Raw genomic sequence first — 18,847 nt, 5'->3', positions numbered from 1 at the left:
GCTGCAGGGCGAAGACATAACGCCGCACCATTTACCGCACCGCACGCGGCGGCACGCGCCTGCGCGCGGGCGTGGAACTGCACGTGGGCCAGCGCGGCTGGGCATGCGTAGCGTGTGGTGACACTTTCCCTGCTGAAAGACGGCGCGGTTTGCCGCACACTACCGCGCCACATTTGGAGTGATTGCCATGCATAAGGCCTGGATGCTTGCCCTGTTGGGCGTTTCGCCGTTGGTCCACGCCGCACCTGCCGGCGACGATGCCACCTGCCGCAACGGGTTGTTCACCAGCGCGCCGGTGGCGTTCTCCCTCGGCAAGGTCATCCCGCCGCGCCTGTACCTGCTCAAAGACACCGATGGCTGCCCGGATACGGGCGGGGCCGCATGCCAGGAGCGCGCCTACGTGGTCAAGAACGATATCGTCCTGACGGCGCAGCGCCGCAATGCCTATGTCTGCGTGCTCTATCCCAACAAGGGCGGCGGCACCGCCGGTTGGGTCGCACAGTCCAGCCTGCAGATGCAACCAAGCGCGGCCACGCCCACACCGCAGGCGTGGAACGGACACTGGCACTATGGCGACAACGCGCTGCAATTGACCACTAACGCAGACGGCAGCATCACCGTCAACGGCGATGCGTACTGGCCCAGCGCCTATCCCGATCCGGAACAGACGCCGGGCGGTCCGCACACCGGTTCGGTCACCGCGCGCGGCTATCCAGAAGGCAACCGCGTCGAGGTCAACGAGAACACGTGCAAGGTGCGCCTGCAATTGCTGGGCGACATGCTGCTGGCCGACGACAACCTGGAATGCGGCGGAATGAACGTGTCCTTCGGTGGGGTGTATCGAAAGAAGCCATAGCAAGCGCAGGCACCCTGTGCGCCGCACTCCCGCAGAGGAAGGCGCACACCTGGTTGCGCGACCTCCAACCACTGGCCCATCCCCAACGCAGGCCCAAGCGCCCCCGCTCAACGGAAGCAGGCACGCCATCACTACGGCATAAAAGCCGATGCGAGGTGGCGCAGTGCGGTTTCCGTTGGCCTGCACCGGCCAGAACGGATGCGGCTCGCTCGACCCCGCAATCGGCCAATGCACGGAAGCAGCAGGAAGCACCAGATCACCTGGCCAGCGGTGGCGCACCACGTGGACCGGCGTCATCTATCATTGCCGATTGCTGTTCTGAAGGAATTGCGTTGAGACGTCCCGCCCCACGCCCGCTGCGCGCACTTCTGTTTCTTTCCGTGGCGTTGCTTGCCGCTTGCAGCACGAACACCACCACCAACACGCCGCCGCCATCGGTGGACACTACCGCCAACGCAAATTACTGCATCGGGCGGCTTGCCGTGACGTCCAATGTGCCCCTGCACTTTCTGGGAAGTTCCGCGCAGTTTTACTGGGGCGACATCGACAGCTACCGCGAAGACGCAACCAGCTATGCGCAGCGCCTGCTGGCCGCGCAAGCACCGGCCAGCAATGGCCGGGTGCGCCAACTGATCAAGCCCGTGGAAACGCTGGCGCAGGACGATGGCAGGGTCATCGTCGCACACGCGGAAGACGCGCTGCCGCTCGACCCGAATGTCGTAGAGGTCACTGGCTTCGCCCATCGCGATGGCACGACCTTTCGTTTCCAGAAAACGGCCATCAGCCGCCTGCAGGACATCACCGAACGGCGCACCAAGGACATCCTGGCCTCGATCACCAGCAGCGCATCGCCCTTCCCGCCAGCGGCGCAATCCCGGCAGGGGTTTTGCGTCATGCACGGCGCTGTCAATCTGGCACATGGGCACGACTGGCACGAAGCCTCCAGGGTCGAGGGAGAATTCACCCTGCAGGGAACGCGCTACCGTTTCAGTCTGCGTTCGCGCTACCTGCGCTCGCTGTCGTTGAACGCGCAGGAAGTGACAAACCAGCGCGATCTGCTGCTGGCACTGGCGGGCGCCATCCCGGACTCCAGCCTCGCGCCGATCAGTGAACTGCCGGTCGCCGCCGGCAACCCATCGCAAGCCAGTGCACGCCTGCTCGAGATGACGACAGCCGATGGCAAGCACCAGGTCTACGAGTGGCACCTTCCGGCCGCCAGTACGGCACCCGATACGCCGGCAACGTTTCTCTACATCTGGCCAGCGTCCGGGCAGACGTCAGCGCAGGACCAAGCCAAGTTCAGAAGCTGGGTTGTGGCCCATCCGCAGCAGACCACACCGCTGTTGCACATACAGCAACTCACCAGCAGCGGTGGACAGCAGCACGCGACGCCAGCAGTAGAAGAGAGCAGGCTGGTGTACCGGATGCAGCTGCATTATCACGGCGACCAGGCTGCCGGCGGGCGCCATTACGTGATCTACAAGGATGGCCAGAAGGTCGATGATGGATTCAGCGATGCCCACGGTTTTACCAAGGCGCACAACGCGGATTACGACCAGGTATGGACAACCGAGGTGCTCAATAAATGAGTACATCCCTCAGCGGCGTGCCTTTTTTTCCAAAGAAGCAAGTAGGAGAAGATTGGTAAAAACCCACGCTATACATCTGCCCTGTGCCGTTGATGAAGACAAGCACGGGCCAAGACGCTCCGCTTTTGAGGGCACGAGCGTGCGAGCAGCATATGCGTAATTCGAGAGCATGCTGGTTACCAGTCTGTTGGAATCCGCTACGCTCAATCCCAATACGTGGACACGAGACAGGCAATGAAGCTAACAGCCGCGCAGATCCTTTCGACGCCTGGCCAAATCGAAGAGAACATCAGTAAGCACCTCGATGTCATTCGCCTGGCTGCGAGCAAGGGTGCCGATGTGCTGGTCTTTCCCGAGCTGTCCCTCACCGGTTACGAACCCGGATTGGCGCAGGCCCTGGCGGTGCAGCCGGCTGATCAGCGCTTTGATCAATTTCAGCTGGCAAGTGACCGGTACGGCATGCTCATCGCCGTTGGCGCGCCCACGAAGGGGGCAAAGGGCACCGAAATCAGCATGCTCTGCTTCCAACCGGGGCTGGAGCGCACAAGCTACTCCAAACAGCAGTTACACCCCGACGAGTTCCCGTTCTTCACCGCCGGTAGCGAGCAGCATGTTCTCAGACACGCAGATCAGCTGCTGGCGCCTGCCATTTGCTACGAGTCACTGCAGGCAAGCCATGCGGAACAAGCTGCAGCGTCAGGTGCTGGCGTGTACCTGGCAAGCGTGGCCAAATCCGAGAGAGGCGTGACATCGGCCTACAGCCATCATCCGACGATTGCAAAAACGCATTCCATGACTGTCTTGATGGCGAACTGTGTAGGCCCCGCCGACACCTTCATAGGAGCGGGTCGGTCTGCCATATGGAGCAGCGATGGTGAATGCCTGTGCAGCGCTGACGCTTTCCAGGAGGCATTGGTGGCGTACGACACAAGGAATGGAGAAGCGAGCGTTATCCGATTGCCTTGAGGTCAGGCCAAGACCAACGAAAGGCGGCCCTACCTATGCGGTGACACTCGGCAATTCCAATTGCCCGCTGCGTCAGCAGCTGCGCGAGGACATCCGCGGCGGCGGGTTTGGCTTGAACGCATTATCAGGACGCAACGACCTGGGGGTACAGGTCAACACGGACTCAGCACCACTGCGAAACAAGGTCAGCTTAGCCTTATAAGTGAAGCTGACACCGTTCTTGGTCGCCCGGCATCGATGAAGTGTCAGCCAGCATCTGCGAACTCCCCACGAGCTGCCACGAACCGCGACCAGACCTCTGGCGTGCCGCTCTCCCAGGCACCATGGAGCATCTTGCGAAAGACGGAATCGGTGCCTGCCTGAGCCTCGATGCGCTCAATGAATACCGCACCGGAGCCATCGAGTAAGTCTTCGACCAGCCCGGCGGCGACCATACCAAGCACACGCTCTGTTGGCCGGCGCCGAACTACCTCAAGAATGCCGGCCCAACATTGCTCTGCATTTTCACCGACCAGCTCCACCATGAACTCATAGGCAGCCAGGTAGTCCGGGTGCGAATCATCCAGTGAAGCCTCCGCCTCATGAACGCGGATGTACGCTTGCGCCCACTCTTCAATGCTGGACCATGCATGCATTCTGACCACACCATGATTCGAAGTGCGCCGTGCACCGAAATGGCGCCGACTTGAATGAATTGATGTACGCCGCCGGATTGCGGGACACAGACTAGCCGCTAGGTAGCATGCTCAGGCTCCCAACGACGGTAGGCAATATGGGCCAACGCCGAGAGCTTGTGTGGATATGCCACGGAAACATGCTGATCATCTAAATTCCACGGCGCAGGGAAGTCAGCAATCACTTCCGTCGCAGCGCATGAGCTGCTGTCGAGCGCAGCCTTGGAAGGCTCTCCGTCGTACTCAAATCGCAACCGAACAACGCTTGTCCCGGGATCAGCCTCAATCGACGCTTGTCTAAGCTGTGAATGGATCTCACCAAGCAAAGCACGCTGGAGAGACAACAGAAGAGCCGCGCCGCAAGGCGGCGTCGACACGGATGAATTATTGAGCCTCACAACGCAGTCCCGCGAGACTCCACGGCGGCTAGTAATTGCTGCATTCGGTGCGTGGCCTGATCCAAAGGGCCGCCGCTGTAGCCCAGCTTCCGTGCTTGGCACAATAGCGAGTGCACCTCATCGGAAGCGCCACGAGCGGCAGCGGCGGCAGCCAAGTTGGCATACGGAACCGGGTACAGATGATCTAGCGCCAATGCATGTTTCCAGGCAGCTTGTGCCTGCTCAAGCTCACCCAGCGCCGCATAAGCGACTCCGAGGTTGTTGGTCACCATGGCAGCGAGGCTTGGAGTATACGTAGACCAGCCTAGCCAGAGTGCGAGACGCCGCCATGGCTGTGCTTGGAGCTGAGTGAGCTGGTGATGGAACTGGACGGTCGCCTCCTCAGGCTTGCCTTCAGCAAGTGCGCGCTGTCCTCCAAACAGGGGCCGCAGCAGCAAGCCCTGAAGTCTGCCAGGCACGAGGAGCAGGAAGCCGACCGTAAGTAATGCAGCGCTGGAGCCGCCTGCAGCGCGGACCACGGTATACGTCAGCGCGCTTAGTGCGCCAAGCACGAGCAAATAACCAATTCTGTATCTAGCGATGCGAGACATGCTGGTGAGCCTAACGCCCTAAGTTGAGCCGCGCCGTGGAGCGGCTTCGGCTTGAATGATTGGACTAAGCCTCAAGAACCATCGCCGCATTCTTTCACTACGATTGGCTCAAGGTACTCGGGCAATGTTCCTGCAGCACTCATCTGAGTTAGCTCGTCTAGTCTCGGGATCCGGGCCGCCGGATCCGCCACAAGAAATGCTCCATAAGCCTTGAGCATGCTGCGCATCCCAGCGAGTTGTCCGGGCACGACCTTCCCCTTGTCGCTTGGGTTGCCAATTTGATGCGCGGCGCTTCCAAAAATGAACTGTACCAATAGCTCTGCGGAGTTGGGAACATCGGTCGCTAGAATTGGTGTAAGTACGCCTGGGCAAACGTAATCGACCACATCCTTGCTCTTCTTTTCCCAATCTATAAGGAGCGAGCGAATGGCTGGCGCGCTTTCGTCAAGCGGCTTCTCCTCAAGGAATCGTGTCAGGTCTACGACTTGATCTGTCTTAACCCTGAGCTTCCCGCCATGCGCTAGCGGAGCCGCAAGCAAGGTACTCGCTAGAGCAATGGCCAGGAGTGCTGCAAGTTTCATCGGAGTGCCCCGCTTAGGCCTAACGTTTGATCAAGCCTTCCCGTGAAGCGGGTACAGCTTGAGTGGATTGATAGACTCCACTCTACAACGCCTCTGGATGCAGAGGGCGAAGATGTGGAATGGGAAACAGGGCTAGGTTGACTTCTAAGTGAATCTCACCCTTTCTGCGCTAAATTTATGAAATCCCCAGCCTCAGCATCGTAGAACCGCGCACCAAGCAAGTTGCACAGCCTCTGCAACATTGCAGCCTCTCTTTGACCCCAGGCGCCTGATACGGATATGGTCCGCGGCTCCTCGCTATCCTCAGGTTCCTCGACTCGGAATTTAGTGCCAAACTGGCAACCTCAGCGGGCACGCAACTTCCGATTGCAGCCAGGACATCTGCCCTTGGACCAAGTGGCTCTGGAGCCCAGTTCTCAGGTAACTCATCCAGATCTTCATTTGCTCGCAAGATAACTCCGATGCTTGCCATGAGTTCCAATACCTAAGTTAAGCCAGCCCGCTAGAAAACGCGGCCAGCTTGGTTTCTAAAGTGAGCCTGACCCTGTTTTTGCGTTTGCTATTCAAGGGGCGCTCGACAACTCTGCTAACCTGATGGCGAACATGAAAACAGGCGACGCCATCGCACGGCCAGTAGAGCAGTCGAGCCAGGTGCAGGCGCTTGGCCAGATGTACCGGCAACAGCAGGAACAGCAACAGAAAACTTCGATTACTCCACCTCATCGAATGGTGTGAGGCGGCAGCCCCGCTCACCGGCGGCACACCAGACCCAACAGATGTGTACGCGTAGCCCACACGTTAGTCCGCGGGCGCCACACTGACGACCAGCTCGCCGTTGCACATGCGGATGTGGAGTTTACTGCCGTTGGTGAAGCCGAGTTGTTCCAGCGAGCGGCCGCGTAGGCGCAGCGCGGGGATGCGTTGGTGGCTGGTGAGGTAATAGCTCTGGCCGACGGTGCAGTGTTACGGGGCACATAAGTGAGTGGGGGCACCCTGGGTCAGATCTGGCGTTTGGAGTTCAGCCGCCCCCAAGGAAGGTTTGCCTTGAATGAATTTTCTGACGCGGCATTGGATCTCTAGCGGGTTGGGTCATAGATATCCAATTCTAAGGAAATACCTCTTTGTCCGAGCGCCAACAGGGCTTTAGCGGAAAGTGCTAAACCGTCATTCCTCCCAGCCATGAAGATGCCGCAGAACAGGTCAGGCTCATAGCGATTGCTCAAGTGTTCCCACACAGTCAAGTCTTGGGTGAGCTGGTCCAGGATTTCGAAAATTTGTGCCTCAAGATCCTCAGGCTCGCGTTGCGTTGAAGTCAGTCTCCAGCTGCCAGTCTTGGCAATGCGCAATGCGCCGTTCTTCAACTTAAGTTCTTGCCCCTTATGCCTGGAGGCCGTTGGGCTGCCCGAAAGCAACGCGCTGATCTCGTCGGGCACCAGATCGTCTCCAAAGAATCGGAGTGTTGCTACGGAATACTCTAGTGCTCCCATTGGACTCCAATGTCTGAATTAACCCGTACCGCGAAGCGACTCGGCTTGGACGAACTCCCAGGCCTACTTCTGCGCTGACGCGTGCGCGGCCAGGAACTTGGTGATGCTATCAGGCTCGCGCTTGGATCCAGGCAGCCATTGAGGCTGCCACTCAGTGATCCGTGCGCCGCTTTGGTGCTGATAGACACCTGGACTGGGTTCATTGATCGATTCAAGCTGCCGCACCAAGACCACGGGCGGCTCGGCACCCTTGTGCGCCTGCGAGAAGGCCAACGCCGACTCGTACTGCGCGAACGCGGCGAAGTAGTCATCGTCTCCAGCCAGTGGCGCCGCTCCCTGCTCGGGATGGAGCCAGACCCTGTACTCAAGGACGTGGTCATAGAAGTAGCCACCTCCAGACTTCGACCGCCCTGAATAAGTTCCGACAAGTGATGGCTCTGCTGCCAACGGATAGCGACTCTGCTGTGATACAGACTGATCAACGTGTGCAGGTGAGAACGGAGCGACTGGACGAGAGCACGCCGCGACGACAAATGCCAACAATACTGCGATATAAAAGTTCGCTTGTTTCATCGCTGCCAAAGTAGGATCTAGCCTCTGTGTTAAGCCGAGTCGCGGAGCAACTTTGGCTTGGATAAGTTGTCAGATAACCCAGTAGCCCAAGCACCACCTCAAGCACAGCGCTACGCGCGCTGGTGCGCGGCCGGCGTCAGCATGATGCTCGTCGAGTCAGTGCCTACCGTCAATTGTTGGCTGCCTTGTCTGTCGCCTTCTCGCCATCATCCGCCACGGTGACGACCAGTTCACCGTTGCGCATGCGGATGTTGAGTTTGCTGCCGATGGTGAAGCCGAGTCGTTCCAGCCAGCGGCCGCGTAGGCGCAGGGTGGGGATGCTCTGGTGGCTGTCGGGGTAGTAGCCGTAGCCGACGGTGCAGTGTTGCGGCGCACGCGGGTGGCCTGGGCGCCGCGGCTTGGTGGGATCGGGGCGGGGCTCGGGGATGGCGGGGCGGTCAAGGTAGGGCCGCGGCGTGATCGTTGGGTCGAGCGAGCGCCAGACGACCTCGGTGGGCGGCGGCACCGTGGCACGCTTGCGCGCTGACTTGGGGCGGGACGTGGATCGACGCATGGCAAAGCCCTCCTTGACGAACAGGCCCCGCCGCCGGGTGGCGACGGGATGTCGGGAGGTTAGAAACCGCACAGAGCCGGCGGGCGTATTTCCCCGAAGGGTGTTGTATTAGCCGCCCTCCCGACGCAGGCATCGCGTCGGTTGCACCTGCAAGATGCTGCAGGCACAAAAAACCCACCGGTTTGACGGAGGTGGGTACCGCTCTGTGAGGAGTTTCTACGCTCCTTGTGGTAGAGATTGCTGCGGGTTGGTTGGGATGTCAACTGCTTTGGATGGTAAAGCACTGATCGAAAGCCAACAAGGTCGTCGCCGTTTCAGATTAGGTATAAATGACTCTGATCCGTTATCCTTACTTAAAAGAGACTGTAATGTAAGGAGGCATACCTACGTTCAATGAACAGCTAAATACCCCTTCTTCAGGAATCCAATCTTGCTTCGCCAAGCTACAATTTTGACGAAAATCGGCAATATTTAATTCATTACCATTAAATCCCGAAAGCTCGGCCGGATTGCCTTGGAATTTGATTACAAGTGTCTTATCAGCAGGCCCCACCCCTTCAAGGCCCGATGTGACAACACTCCATCTTACCGGACCACGTTCCATTTGCGTTCCAAGAATTACAACCGGCATATTGACTCCAATTATTGATAACTAACCTACAGGCCAGATGAGACCTGCCTCTGAGATATAGCTAGCTGCCTTGTAAATCAACCCAGCTCATTTCTTTCACTTGTAGGTGTAACCCTCACTCAAACCGCACTCGTTAAATAAACTTTTCCAGTCGTATCTTTTGCCGTTTGTACTGAAGCAACAGCTCGTCAAAGAGTGGGCAGAGCGCAGACACAAGTACTGAGTTGATCTTCAGAAACTCGACCTTACGCTTGGTGGTGAAAGTTCTGACTCGTTCGGCACGATGTAGCATCAGGCGCTCATAGGTCAAGTTCGTATCATCCTTCCACGTTTCTTTAGAATGCATGTATAGCAGTTCGATCTTTCGAAGCTGAGGATCCATGTGCGAGTGCCTGTGAATCAGCTGGTGTCGATCTTGCGCGTTGTTCTCGATTGTTTTTTTGACGGCCTTCAACAGCTTCGGTACTGGCGTGCGGGAGACATGAAGATTACTGACGATCAAGCCATGTGTAACCAGTTCATCTGAGATGCAAATATGGAAGACAGCGTTTGTCAGTTGCAGGCAACGGTCGTATACCGACTGCAACCTAATGAGATAATTCTCGATGTTGTAAAGCAGATGGGCGGGTCGTTTGATTCCTAGATCTCTTGCTTTCTTACCGTATCCAAAATCGGTCATAAAGTGCACGGCTTGATAGAGCTGCTCGACCCAGCCTATCGCATGCGCAAGAGTGAACCCGACGCGCATCACATAGAACTGAAGTTCATCGACGGGGATTGAGTCGTCAAGGTCGTCCATAAGCCCTATGCCAAGCGCTCTCTGCAATTCGGCATTGTCTTGCGTCACCGTAGTAAACATAGCGTGCTGATAAAGATCGTCGAGTACCACCCATTTCCCCATTAAGGCTGAAGCTAGGAATTTGCACTGTAGCCGCATAGTTTTCACACTTTTTTAAGTGTTGTGGACCGCACACGGCTCCTTAAAAAATAAATCTGATCCCATTTATATGAATTTCTGGTGAGGGGCCACTGCTAGAGCGCAACTCATCCGTTGATAAGTTGAAAAATCTCTCTCGAAACTCATTTTTTCGAAGCCGCGCCACAAAATTACGTCGGATTAAATGAATTTTTAGATGCCTACCTGATCATATTAACCGATCGCACATTGCAACTTGTCAAAATAAGATTCAATACTCTCATAGTCTTGGCACTTCCAGTAAAAGCGGGCTTGCCGATGCACTTGCACATGACTAAAAAGCCGAAAGTCTGCAATCTGTGGAAAAATCCTTTTTGCGGCTGCGTGCGAGCCTTCGTCTATTTCATTAAAGTATTCTTCTCCTACTCCTGGGTTATCGAAGCTGCGGACTATTTCACCCACAATTGTTACAGATGCAGTGAAGTGGGCCAGGTCGATGATGTCGAGTGCATAGTCCTCAAGCGAAAGGTGAGCGGCAGCTCGATCGGCGTGCTGCTTGAGCAGTCCGATCCGCTTATGTAGGCAGCCGCTCTTTTTGAGGAGAACGCTATCACTCTTGGAATACTCAGAGAAAAATTTACGCAAGAATACTAATGCACTCAAGCACTCATCTGCATTTTTGTCGGAGTACTTTTCCCAGTGTTTCGCGTGCTCTGAGAGTACTTGATCCGAAATTTTACCAAAGTTCGCTCCTGTGAGATCAGGCTTCGCCGCATGATCGAACATTTTTCGACACGCCAAGGTAAGCGTGTTTAGGTCCGAGAACTCGGAGTAGGTCTGCGCGATCTTGAATGGGTAATCACTTGTTGTTTTTGCCGCCCCATGCGCTGAAGCTGAGCCCAAAAAGTAGTAAAACGCGGGAATACACATGCTGGCACGTGAGAATACGCCTCTCAGGAAGTGGACCGAGCGGTTCGTTCCAACAAGCCGGAACGGTTCCTCTGTTCGGAGCATCTTCGTTGCTCGAGTTGCGAGGTCATCCATTAGGGCGTCCGGAAATGTTGATGACGTCTAACGTCTAAATTAAACCGCGCCGCGAAGCGGCGTCGGCTTGAATGAATTGTTAGGCTTTGCCTAGCCACGAGCCTCTCTGCCAGGCTCGTCCTCTGGAACTCTGCGACGCCAGTAGAAGTCTGGCTTGACCCAGACAACATTATTCTCTGTAGCCTTGCGAAAGCCCTCTAGAATCGCTCTCCCAAGAACTAGGTTTCCTTCCGCGCTCTCTCTCAAGAGATCTTCTTTCTTGCTCGTTACTAAGTAATCGACAACATCATCTTGGTAAAGGCAGCCTTCTTTGTCGATTCTCTCAAGCATCCAGTCAATGTGAGATTGCATTGCTAACGCTCCTACGCCGACACGAGCTCCAATGATTCCTCTTGAAAGTTGCCGCCCTCAAGCTTTTTGCCTGCGAACCATTGGCAGCGGTAGTGATCTTTGTACTGATTGCCCGCTACGGGTACGTCCTGCACTGTCATATCCGGACCACCGGATCGAAGCTTAACTATGTCACCAACGCTGTATTTATTGGACATCTCAAAGCCCTCATCTAAGTGTGTATCAAAGCCTAACACCTGAGTTAAACCGTGCCGCTAAGCAGCGTCGGCTTGGACAAATTTTTAGCCACGAAGGTTTGCATAGCAGAGTGAAACACCATTGCCGTGAAACATGGCGCCTTGGTAATGAATGGGTCCGGTAGCGAACAGGCGCGGCTGAGCTAAACTTCCTTGCTCAGCCTCTTCCGGGTAGAGATGGAGCGTCGCCGAGTAAAGGCCTCCCAAGGCATTGGGGAAAAGGGGTCAACTTGACTTATTAATTGCACCTGGCCCCGTTCTTTCTCAACCTGACCCATTTCTCGGCCCCGCTATCATCGGGCCTGCTTAGTAAGAAAACTTCTACCTTCCCGAGTGATCCAGATCAGGTTCGGACTCCAGTCGCCGATTGTTATGAGGCCTTTCTGGGCCAGCACGTCTCGTGCAGCAAGTACATCAAGCCGATTTACCTTTGAGTAGTCTAGACCATCAAGGTTCATGGGATCTTCACCGAATTTCTCCCCGAGATGCTTGAGCAGTAAAAGCTCTAGGCCTTGTGGGTTAGCGGCAAGAATAGCCGAAGCAAGCGTCTTCGGGAGCTTACCCGCTTTGCTCCAAAGTAAAGTCATCAAAGACAGCGCAAGCATCGTAAAACTAAAGATGGCAGCTGATACAGGCACCCATTGCCAGTCCTCTGGTACTGGCTTCAGAGCCGGGACGTAGGCTGGACCCAGAACTACGACAATCGACGTAATGAGAATAGCGGTCATCAGCTTGTTTGATGCCGTAATGTGCTTGATTAGGTCTGCGATCCAGCTCATTTAGTTAGGTACCTGCCCAGACCGCTGCCCGGTTACCTGACGCGTCACGATACCCGAGATAGACATGCGCGAATGTGCCAGAGATGTCAGGAGTGCCCAGCTCAGTCGAAGCCTCATTGATCTCACGAATTGTGTCGTCATCAAGCCAAGGTGATTCGATGCCGATAACAGGTACGCCTGGGCGGTATTGAACAATGTTGGCTGAGTACGTGACCTTGCCATCCTTGTCCAAAACGCATTTACAAAAGGCAGCCGCAAGCTGAGCGTCTGGCTCAAAGTACCCACGTTGCTCCATAGGGCGATGGACCACATCTGCTACATGGGTTGTCAGGCCCCTTGCCCAATCACCCGAAAAGAATTCATCGGTGTGCTCCATCCATGTTGTGGTAGACCCGTCCGATAAAGCCGCGTCAGGGGGGGCAGGGCGAGAGATGATTTCCAGCACGGAACCATGCAACTTATTGTGCTCCGCCAAGGCAGCGTTAAGGACTGCAAGCTCGTGTCTTTTTTTGACGTTTGCGACAGTGTTCAAAATGGCACCTAATACCTGAGTTAAGCCGCGCCGCGAAGCGGTGGCGGCTTGGACGAATTGTTAGGGGCAGCTGCACGGCCGCAGGGCATCTAGCATTAGTGACGCAATGTTGCCCATTGACTCGATGGAAAAGCGTACTTGCGACGGGGTAACGCTACTGAGCCATGGCCTTCCATGGCCTGTACCTTGCTTGTTGCGGAGAGCGTTCAAGGCACAGCCAAGCTCGTACGCGGAGCGTTCAACGCGCTTTGGGCAGGTTCGCCGGACACCGGCGGGGTCTCCGGCGTTGCGAAACCTAACGCCGTGAATGCTTGGCCCAGCAACGTTGGAAAGTTTGACGTGCTGTGGTACGTGCCCCATTTCTCGACCAGCACGTGAGCGGCAGTAGCCTCCAAGAGGTCCTTGGCGGTACCCGCGACGAGGGGGGTATCCAACGCCCCTCGTCGCGCTCGATCCGCGTACGCGGCCAAAGCTACCGTAAGTTCCTTTCCAGAGAGCGAATCGAGTAGGCGAGGCTGTAGCGAGCCGTCGGTGGCGAGCTCCCAGCCTTGACTCAAAAGGGCGGCAGCTAGGTTTGCAATTGGCTCTGCGCCGCAATAGTTGCTAGACGACTGCCGAAAGCCGCCGCAACCCTGGACTGTAGCGATCAGACCCGCGACAAGACTTTCGCCAGCGGCAACGTTGTTTGAAAGTGCCCAGCTAAGGCAGCCACGCACGCGTTTGTACTTACCGACGGGTTTGCCCTGTCGCCCGGGGTCCACCTCGGTAAGCTTGGCCTTATCGATCTGAAACTCAATATCCGAGTGACTTGGTTCGCGCTTATCGCTCTGCGAATCGTCGACAAGTCGGGCAATGGCAACCACGATGGAGTCGGTGAGAGGAAGCCGGTTTGCCATGATGTTTGTGTGCCCCTTAACACTTGAATTAATCCGACTGGCGAAGCCAGTTCGGCTTGAATGAATTGTTAGTCCTTAGCGATTTGTGCATCGACGTGTCTCCTTTCCATCGGATAGCTCAAGACCACACTCATACGTAACGAACTCGTGGTCTATGTCAACGTCTCGGCCGTTGTACTCGACGATCTCGGAATGGTAGTCGCGCGTTGCCATCGGCGCTTTGCACGTGGGACACGAGAATCCATCGAACAACTTTTCTGCTCGAGCGACCTGCTCTCGCAATTGGTTCATCTCGTCTTTTGCACTCTCAAGTTCTCGCTCTTTCTTCAAGACCGTGTCGGCGCTAGCGTTGGCATCCTGCTGAAGCCTCGACAGCTCCTCGGTCAGTGACTTCACACGCTTTGATAGCGCCTCAACTGCAACGTCAGGGGTCTGAGACTGCGCGTGGTCGAGTTGGAGCTTGAGCAGTTCAATCTGCTCCTTCAGCACTTGGATCGTCGCATCTTTTTGTGCAGCGAGCGACCTGTAGACTCCGAAGAGTGCGCCCAGAAAAACCAGGATTGACGCGATTTGCCCGTAAAGCAATATTTCGGTTGGCACTAAATTTCCCTCTGCAACCTAACGCCTGAATTAATCCGCGCCGCAAAGCGGCGTCGGCTTGAATGAATTTTTAGCGCTTTAGGTTGAACGTTGCAGCGCCGGCCATCATGTTTGCTCCAATCGCTGCGGCCAGCAAGAAGCCATTTGTGACAAAGCTGATCTGGAGCGCATCGGTGCCTTTTGGAACGAGGGCTGGAACGATTAGCGATGCTGCGAGGTTTACGCCAGCAATTGCGGCGCCCCATCTAAACGCAATAACGTGAGAACGAGATTCCCATGTATGGAACAAGCCAAGCCCAACTAGCAGGATGAGCCAACCGCCAGAAAGTACTGAAATGAGCATTGCTTATCCTCAGCGCTAACTACTACTGGACCGCCTAAGCGCGGCATAACACGATCCTCGCCGACTCCCTGCCTGCGGTCAATCGCTACGAGTTTGAAGCACATCGGGCCGCATCCTTACGGACTCATCGTATTACACCGATTTAATTCGCGCCCTAACGCTGAGGTCTGGTGAATCTGCTACTTGAGCTCGCTACCTACTTTCAGGGCACTGCCAATATGTTATTGCGTTGAGTTACCTCAACGACTTCGCCATCCGTCACCAGACGCAACCGCGCGCCCTTACCAGCGCCACTACCCGGCACCGCCAACCGCACAACCGCCGTTTTCGGCACCAAATTCCGCGGAGCCTCCAACTCAGGAAACCCCGCCCGCGCCAGCTCCTTCCCACGCCCATCCTCCAACACCACAAACCCGGCCGGTGCATCGGCGTGGCCGAGGCTGTGCACGGTCACTTCGATGGCGTCTGCGGTCACACGCACATCGCTATGGCCGATGCCCAGGTCCGGGCGCAGTTCGACGGGACTTGCTTCGGCAATGCGTTCGAGCTGCAGGATGGTGGTGCGGCCTGCCGGGAAGTCGATATCGATGGATGCACTTTTTTCGAAAGCGAGCTCTTGCGTCTTGGTGTTGCTGTCGAGCTTGCCATCATTGCCTTTGCTCACGCCCTGGGTGATACGCCATTGGCCCGGGGCGACGTTCCAGCCGGTCATGCTGGCGCGCTGAGGTTTACTGGAGGTGTTGTAGGCGAGGATGGTGAAGCGGTCTTGCCGGGGTGCGGGGATGGCGATGGCCACTTGCGTTGCGGCCTCTGGATCGGCGAAGCGCCAGCTCACGGTGTGGCCGGGGTAGGTCTGGTTGCGCTTGAGAGCCACTCCCCCTAAGCGCGCGCGTTGCAGGTTGACCGTGGGGGATTCCACGCGGTCGCTCCACCAGTGGCCTTCGGTGTTCATGTAGAGGTTCTGCAGTTTCTCTCTTGCCTCGCTGCGGTAAATGGCGGCGAGATACTCGAGGTTGCCGGTCTGCTCCCAGGCAACAAAGTGCGGGAAGTCCGGGGCGCTGCCGTCGTCCTTGTTGGCGGCATCTAATAGCTTGCCGCTCCAGTCGCTGCGCTTGCCCATGACGTCGAGGAAGTTTTCATTGAGCAGCGAGAGGCCATTCGGGCCGCTGTTGGCGACGCGGTAGTCGATGGGCTTGAGATAGCGCTGCTCGCCGGTGAAGCGGTAGGCGGCCCAGAAGGTGTGCAAGGTGTCGGCGCCGCCGCTGCCTTCGAACAGTTCGCCGCCGCGGGTTTTGCCGGTTTGCCAGTTGATCTCGTTGGGCAGGGCCCAGTTGCCCTTGGCGTTGGTGTAGGCATGGGCGAGATAGCCGTCTGCCAGGCCGGTGACGATGCGGCGGCTGTTGGGGTCGGCGTTATAGCCGCCCAGCAGGATGGCCGGGTGCACGATGGGGAAGGAATACGGCTTTTGCCATTGCCAGTTGGGCTCGCGATAAACCTTGCGGCCGCCGAACCAGTTGCTGGCAAACAGCAGGTGGCCTTGCGGGTTGACCTGGATGACATTATCGAAGGCCTTGACGGTTTCCATCAGGCGCTCGACGGTGCGCGGGTCGCCCCAGTTGAGGTACAGCAGGGCGCTGTTGAGGTTGATGCCCTCCTCATAGGAATGCAGCTCATCGGTTTCGATGGTGGACAGGCCGTTGGTGAACATGCCGTTGCGGTAGTTGGCATCGGACAGCGCCAGCATGGAGGCGTTGAGCATGTCCGGGTCCACGCCCATCAGGGCGACGCCGGGCCATTGCTGCACCAGGTCCGAGTCGTCGGAGATGCCGCCGCCGAAATCGCCGTAGGCCACCTGGCGCTGCTCGATCCACCAGCGGATATAGCGGCGGGTAGCGCTGAGGTCTTGCAGCTGCCAGAACGCCCAGGCGGGCACGCCCTTGGGTACGGTGGGCAGTTCGACAGGCAACGCGCCCTGGTTGGCGTAGCTGATGTCGTTCCAGTACTGGCGGCCGAGGGCGTGGTCCGGGTCGACGCGCAGCAGGTCGGTGATGTCGGCGTCCAGGCGCTTGTAGAGCAGCTGGCGCTTGGAGGTGGTGTGCTCTTCCACCAGAAAGCCCCAGTTGTCCTTGACCTGGTTGAAGCGGTCGGCGACGTGCTCGGTGATGGCCTCGGCGCGCGGCTTGAACACCAGCTGCAGCTGGGTGCCGTCGAGCGCGTTGGCATCGAAGCCGGGCGCGGCGGCGGCGATGCTGAGCATCAGGCTGTCGTTGCTGAGGATTCTGTCGCGCAGGTCCAGCCACAGGGTGCGGGCCTGGCCGGGGGTAACCGCGACCGAGACATCGATCATGTCGCGCGCAGGCCAGATGGGGTCCTTGATGCGGATGTTGAGCGGGATGCTGCCGGTGTGGGTGGCCGGCAGGTTGAGCGCCGGCAGGGTGATGGCGATACCGTCCAGGCCGTCGTGCATGTTCTCCCAGCCGTAGGACCAGCTGCGCATCAGCGCCTGGTCCGGCGGCGGGTTGCCCAGGCTGGAGGGCACCAGGATGTGCACGATGGGTTGCTGCGCGCTTGCCGCGGCCTTGTCGCTGGGGCGCTTGCGCGCGGGTGCCTTGGTGGGCAGGGCGATCACGGTCTGGCGCTCGCCCGGCGGGTAGCGGCCGGCGATGACATCGCGCAAGGGCGCGAGGTTGTCGTAGTCGGGCTGGATGTCGCTGCGCACGGTGTAGCTGAGTTGCGCGCTGCCCTTGGGCACCTCGCCCGGCTGGACGTTGTAGGCCCAGATTTCCTGGATGGGGGTTTCCTGCGCGGTATTGGCAAAGCGCAGGGTGCCGCCGCGGCGCTCGGGGAACTGGTCTACGCTGCGCACCACGCCCTGGCTGCGTGCGAACAGCGGTTGCGCCTGCGCAGTGGTGGCACCGGCGGCAGCGGGGGCGGTGTAGCTGGCCTGGCCGTAGGCGGCGCCGCGCAGCTCGATGCGGTTGACCGGCTCGTCCGGCAGGGTGAGGTCGAGCGCCTTGCCGCCTTCGACATAGGTGTTCCAGTCCGGCAGCTGGAAGTAGTCGTTGCGGCCGGGCAGGCGCGAGCGGTTGTACACGCCGGGCCAGGTGGTCTCGGCGATGCCGTCGGTGGCCTTCCACATCCATTGCTTGAGGTCGCGTGCGTCGGTGAATTCCACCTTGCGGATGCGGGTGACCGGTGCGTCCAGCAGCGGCGGTGCGTGGCCGTTGTCCCAGCCGTAACGGTGCAGGAAGGCGGCGTGTTGCGATGCCGGTGTGGTCGGCTCGGCGGTGGCGGGCTCCTGCAGGCGTGCGAGCGCGGCGGCGCCGCTGGCGTCGAGCATGCGGTCGTAGATGCGGATCTCGTCGAAGTCGCTGCCGCGCAGGAAGTTGTAGCGGCTCTGCACCTGGTGCGGCGACATCACGCGGCCGGCCAGGCCGAACTGGTCCAGCGCGGCGTCGAAGTCGAGCGCGCCGCCGTTGGCGCAGGGCGCACCGCAGTCCACGCGTGCGGCTTCCTTGCCGTCCACATACAGGCGCACGCCGCGGGATTCGTCCCAGGCGAAGGCGATATGGGTCCAGTCGCTGGCAGTGGGGTTCTTGTCGAACTTGAAGGAGACGCGGGTGCGCGCGAGGTTGGCGTCGGTGACGAAGGCATCGAAGCCGTGGCCGTTCCAGTCGATGCGCAGCCAGGCCATGTCCCAGCTGGTGTGGTCGGCGTAGCCGACGCGGAAGATCACGAACGGCGCTTCGCCCACCGCATAGCGTGCGCGCCAGAAGAAGCCGAGCGTGCCGCGCTGGGTGTAGAGGTTGCCGGGGGCATTCCACGACAGCACGCCGTCGTCGGCCCATTCGATGGCGTTGCCGCGCTTGCCGGTGGGCACCAGCGTGATCTTGTCGCGGAAGTTGGGCACGCCGTCGCCGCGGGCGACATCGGCCTGCAGGTCGCGGTCGGCCGAGACCCGGAACAGCAGTTCCGGCGCGGTGGTGGTGGCCGCGCTTACCGGCAGCGCGATCAGGCACAACAAACCCATCCAAACCTTCAGCACACGCACCTCGTCTGGTTCAAAACCACTTTTCAAAACCACTGCTTCAAAACCACTGCCGCACCGCACGGGCGACAGACACTGCAACGCGCCACCGCAACGCGGCACGCGGCGCACGCTTGGCGGCGGGCACGCGGGCCGGCACGTACGAGCGTACATGCCGTGCCTGCGTGCTGCGCGCGCCAGCATGCGCCGCGTGCGGTGGTGCGA

Annotated in this window: 20 protein-coding genes and 1 pseudogene; 4 read left to right on the top strand and 17 right to left on the bottom strand. The window is 58.3% G+C overall.

The annotated features are described in order from the left end of the window. Positions 1–187 precede the first annotated feature (187 nt). The 3 genes from EO141_RS20655 (at position 188) to EO141_RS20645 (ending at position 3,411) form a co-directional block, all read left to right on the top strand. Positions 188–856, top strand: coding sequence for a hypothetical protein (locus EO141_RS20655; protein WP_127170142.1), 669 nt, complete (start codon positions 188–190; stop codon positions 854–856). A 332-nt stretch (positions 857–1,188) separates the two neighbouring features. Then, positions 1,189–2,445, top strand: a complete 1,257-nt coding sequence (locus EO141_RS21800; RefSeq protein ID WP_241236707.1) for a hypothetical protein — start codon at positions 1,189–1,191, stop codon at positions 2,443–2,445. Positions 2,446–2,679: 234 nt separating this feature from the next. Then, positions 2,680–3,411, top strand: coding sequence for a carbon-nitrogen hydrolase family protein (locus EO141_RS20645; protein WP_206514839.1), 732 nt, complete (start codon positions 2,680–2,682; stop codon positions 3,409–3,411). A 245-nt stretch (positions 3,412–3,656) separates the two neighbouring features. Here the strand turns inward: EO141_RS20645 and EO141_RS20640 are convergent, their stop codons facing one another. The 3 genes from EO141_RS20640 to EO141_RS20625 form a co-directional block, all read right to left on the bottom strand. Next, complete coding sequence (locus EO141_RS20640; protein WP_127170140.1) at positions 3,657–4,046, bottom strand: DUF6869 domain-containing protein; 390 nt, start codon at positions 4,044–4,046, stop codon at positions 3,657–3,659. 433 nt (positions 4,047–4,479) lie between these two features. Beyond that, the gene (locus tag EO141_RS20630; protein ID WP_127170139.1) at positions 4,480–5,073 is read right to left on the bottom strand and encodes a tetratricopeptide repeat protein; all 594 of its coding nucleotides are present in this window, start codon (positions 5,071–5,073) and stop codon (positions 4,480–4,482) included. Between the two features lie 71 nt (positions 5,074–5,144). Then, a complete protein-coding gene (locus EO141_RS20625) occupies positions 5,145–5,654 on the bottom strand; it encodes a hypothetical protein (RefSeq protein WP_127170138.1) in 510 nt (169 codons plus the stop codon). Positions 5,655–6,248: 594 nt separating this feature from the next. On the opposite strand from EO141_RS20625, the gene EO141_RS21470 reads away from it, so the two are divergent. Beyond that, complete coding sequence (locus tag EO141_RS21470) at positions 6,249–6,389, top strand: hypothetical protein (protein WP_164739350.1); 141 nt, start codon at positions 6,249–6,251, stop codon at positions 6,387–6,389. A 63-nt stretch (positions 6,390–6,452) separates the two neighbouring features. On the opposite strand, the pseudogene EO141_RS21795 reads toward EO141_RS21470, so the two are convergent. The 14 genes and pseudogenes from EO141_RS21795 to EO141_RS20545 all read right to left on the bottom strand — a co-directional run. After that, positions 6,453–6,626, bottom strand: a pseudogene (locus EO141_RS21795) (SymE family type I addiction module toxin); the annotation flags it as partial. Positions 6,627–6,730: 104 nt separating this feature from the next. Then, positions 6,731–7,141 (bottom strand): DUF4279 domain-containing protein, encoded by a 411-nt coding sequence (locus EO141_RS20610; protein WP_127170136.1) that lies wholly within the window; start codon positions 7,139–7,141, stop codon positions 6,731–6,733. Positions 7,142–7,204: 63 nt separating this feature from the next. Continuing rightward, a complete protein-coding gene (locus EO141_RS20605) occupies positions 7,205–7,714 on the bottom strand; it encodes a hypothetical protein (RefSeq protein WP_206514838.1) in 510 nt (169 codons plus the stop codon). Between the two features lie 169 nt (positions 7,715–7,883). Then, the gene (locus EO141_RS20600) at positions 7,884–8,267 is read right to left on the bottom strand and encodes a SymE family type I addiction module toxin (protein ID WP_127170135.1); all 384 of its coding nucleotides are present in this window, start codon (positions 8,265–8,267) and stop codon (positions 7,884–7,886) included. Between the two features lie 349 nt (positions 8,268–8,616). After that, positions 8,617–8,898: a hypothetical protein gene (locus tag EO141_RS20595; protein WP_127170134.1), complete on the bottom strand. Its 282-nt coding sequence runs from the start codon at positions 8,896–8,898 to the stop codon at positions 8,617–8,619. Positions 8,899–9,031: 133 nt separating this feature from the next. Beyond that, positions 9,032–9,745, bottom strand: a complete 714-nt coding sequence (locus tag EO141_RS20590; RefSeq protein ID WP_164739349.1) for a Cthe_2314 family HEPN domain-containing protein — start codon at positions 9,743–9,745, stop codon at positions 9,032–9,034. 303 nt (positions 9,746–10,048) lie between these two features. Further along, complete coding sequence (locus tag EO141_RS20585) at positions 10,049–10,858, bottom strand: hypothetical protein (protein ID WP_127170132.1); 810 nt, start codon at positions 10,856–10,858, stop codon at positions 10,049–10,051. Between the two features lie 90 nt (positions 10,859–10,948). Further along, positions 10,949–11,209 (bottom strand): hypothetical protein, encoded by a 261-nt coding sequence (locus EO141_RS20580; RefSeq protein ID WP_127170131.1) that lies wholly within the window; start codon positions 11,207–11,209, stop codon positions 10,949–10,951. An 11-nt stretch (positions 11,210–11,220) separates the two neighbouring features. Further along, the gene (locus EO141_RS20575; RefSeq protein ID WP_127170130.1) at positions 11,221–11,406 is read right to left on the bottom strand and encodes a DUF2158 domain-containing protein; all 186 of its coding nucleotides are present in this window, start codon (positions 11,404–11,406) and stop codon (positions 11,221–11,223) included. Positions 11,407–11,738: 332 nt separating this feature from the next. After that, positions 11,739–12,224, bottom strand: a complete 486-nt coding sequence (locus tag EO141_RS20570; RefSeq protein ID WP_127170129.1) for a hypothetical protein — start codon at positions 12,222–12,224, stop codon at positions 11,739–11,741. Positions 12,225–12,228: 4 nt separating this feature from the next. Next, the gene (locus EO141_RS20565; RefSeq protein ID WP_127170128.1) at positions 12,229–12,756 is read right to left on the bottom strand and encodes a hypothetical protein; all 528 of its coding nucleotides are present in this window, start codon (positions 12,754–12,756) and stop codon (positions 12,229–12,231) included. Between the two features lie 971 nt (positions 12,757–13,727). Beyond that, positions 13,728–14,252: a hypothetical protein gene (locus EO141_RS20555; protein WP_127170127.1), complete on the bottom strand. Its 525-nt coding sequence runs from the start codon at positions 14,250–14,252 to the stop codon at positions 13,728–13,730. Between the two features lie 70 nt (positions 14,253–14,322). After that, positions 14,323–14,595, bottom strand: coding sequence for a hypothetical protein (locus tag EO141_RS20550; protein WP_127170126.1), 273 nt, complete (start codon positions 14,593–14,595; stop codon positions 14,323–14,325). Between the two features lie 202 nt (positions 14,596–14,797). Next, positions 14,798–18,625: a LamG-like jellyroll fold domain-containing protein gene (locus tag EO141_RS20545; protein ID WP_206514844.1), complete on the bottom strand. Its 3,828-nt coding sequence runs from the start codon at positions 18,623–18,625 to the stop codon at positions 14,798–14,800. Positions 18,626–18,847: the final 222 nt, after the last annotated feature.

The sequence above is a fragment of the Xanthomonas sp. BRIP62415 genome, assembly GCF_003993515.1.
GTDB lineage: Bacteria > Pseudomonadota > Gammaproteobacteria > Xanthomonadales > Xanthomonadaceae > Xanthomonas > Xanthomonas euroxanthea.
Note: the sequence above shows the minus strand (reverse complement) of the source record. Positions and strands in the feature narration are given on the sequence as shown.

Coding starts and splice junctions, on each gene's coding strand:
- EO141_RS20545 (WP_206514844.1), bottom strand. CDS start 18,625: ATGGGTTTGTTGTGCCTGATCGCGCTGCCGGTAAGCGCGGCCACCACC.
- EO141_RS20630 (WP_127170139.1), bottom strand. CDS start 5,073: ATGTCTCGCATCGCTAGATACAGAATTGGTTATTTGCTCGTGCTTGGC.
- EO141_RS20655 (WP_127170142.1), top strand. CDS start 188: ATGCATAAGGCCTGGATGCTTGCCCTGTTGGGCGTTTCGCCGTTGGTC.
- EO141_RS20645 (WP_206514839.1), top strand. CDS start 2,680: ATGAAGCTAACAGCCGCGCAGATCCTTTCGACGCCTGGCCAAATCGAA.
- EO141_RS20640 (WP_127170140.1), bottom strand. CDS start 4,046: ATGCATGCATGGTCCAGCATTGAAGAGTGGGCGCAAGCGTACATCCGC.
- EO141_RS20595 (WP_127170134.1), bottom strand. CDS start 8,898: ATGCCGGTTGTAATTCTTGGAACGCAAATGGAACGTGGTCCGGTAAGA.
- EO141_RS20585 (WP_127170132.1), bottom strand. CDS start 10,858: ATGGATGACCTCGCAACTCGAGCAACGAAGATGCTCCGAACAGAGGAA.
- EO141_RS20600 (WP_127170135.1), bottom strand. CDS start 8,267: ATGCGTCGATCCACGTCCCGCCCCAAGTCAGCGCGCAAGCGTGCCACG.
- EO141_RS20610 (WP_127170136.1), bottom strand. CDS start 7,141: ATGGGAGCACTAGAGTATTCCGTAGCAACACTCCGATTCTTTGGAGAC.
- EO141_RS20550 (WP_127170126.1), bottom strand. CDS start 14,595: ATGCTCATTTCAGTACTTTCTGGCGGTTGGCTCATCCTGCTAGTTGGG.
- EO141_RS20605 (WP_206514838.1), bottom strand. CDS start 7,714: ATGAAACAAGCGAACTTTTATATCGCAGTATTGTTGGCATTTGTCGTC.
- EO141_RS20580 (WP_127170131.1), bottom strand. CDS start 11,209: ATGCAATCTCACATTGACTGGATGCTTGAGAGAATCGACAAAGAAGGC.
- EO141_RS21470 (WP_164739350.1), top strand. CDS start 6,249: ATGGCGAACATGAAAACAGGCGACGCCATCGCACGGCCAGTAGAGCAG.
- EO141_RS20570 (WP_127170129.1), bottom strand. CDS start 12,224: ATGAGCTGGATCGCAGACCTAATCAAGCACATTACGGCATCAAACAAG.
- EO141_RS20625 (WP_127170138.1), bottom strand. CDS start 5,654: ATGAAACTTGCAGCACTCCTGGCCATTGCTCTAGCGAGTACCTTGCTT.
- EO141_RS20575 (WP_127170130.1), bottom strand. CDS start 11,406: ATGTCCAATAAATACAGCGTTGGTGACATAGTTAAGCTTCGATCCGGT.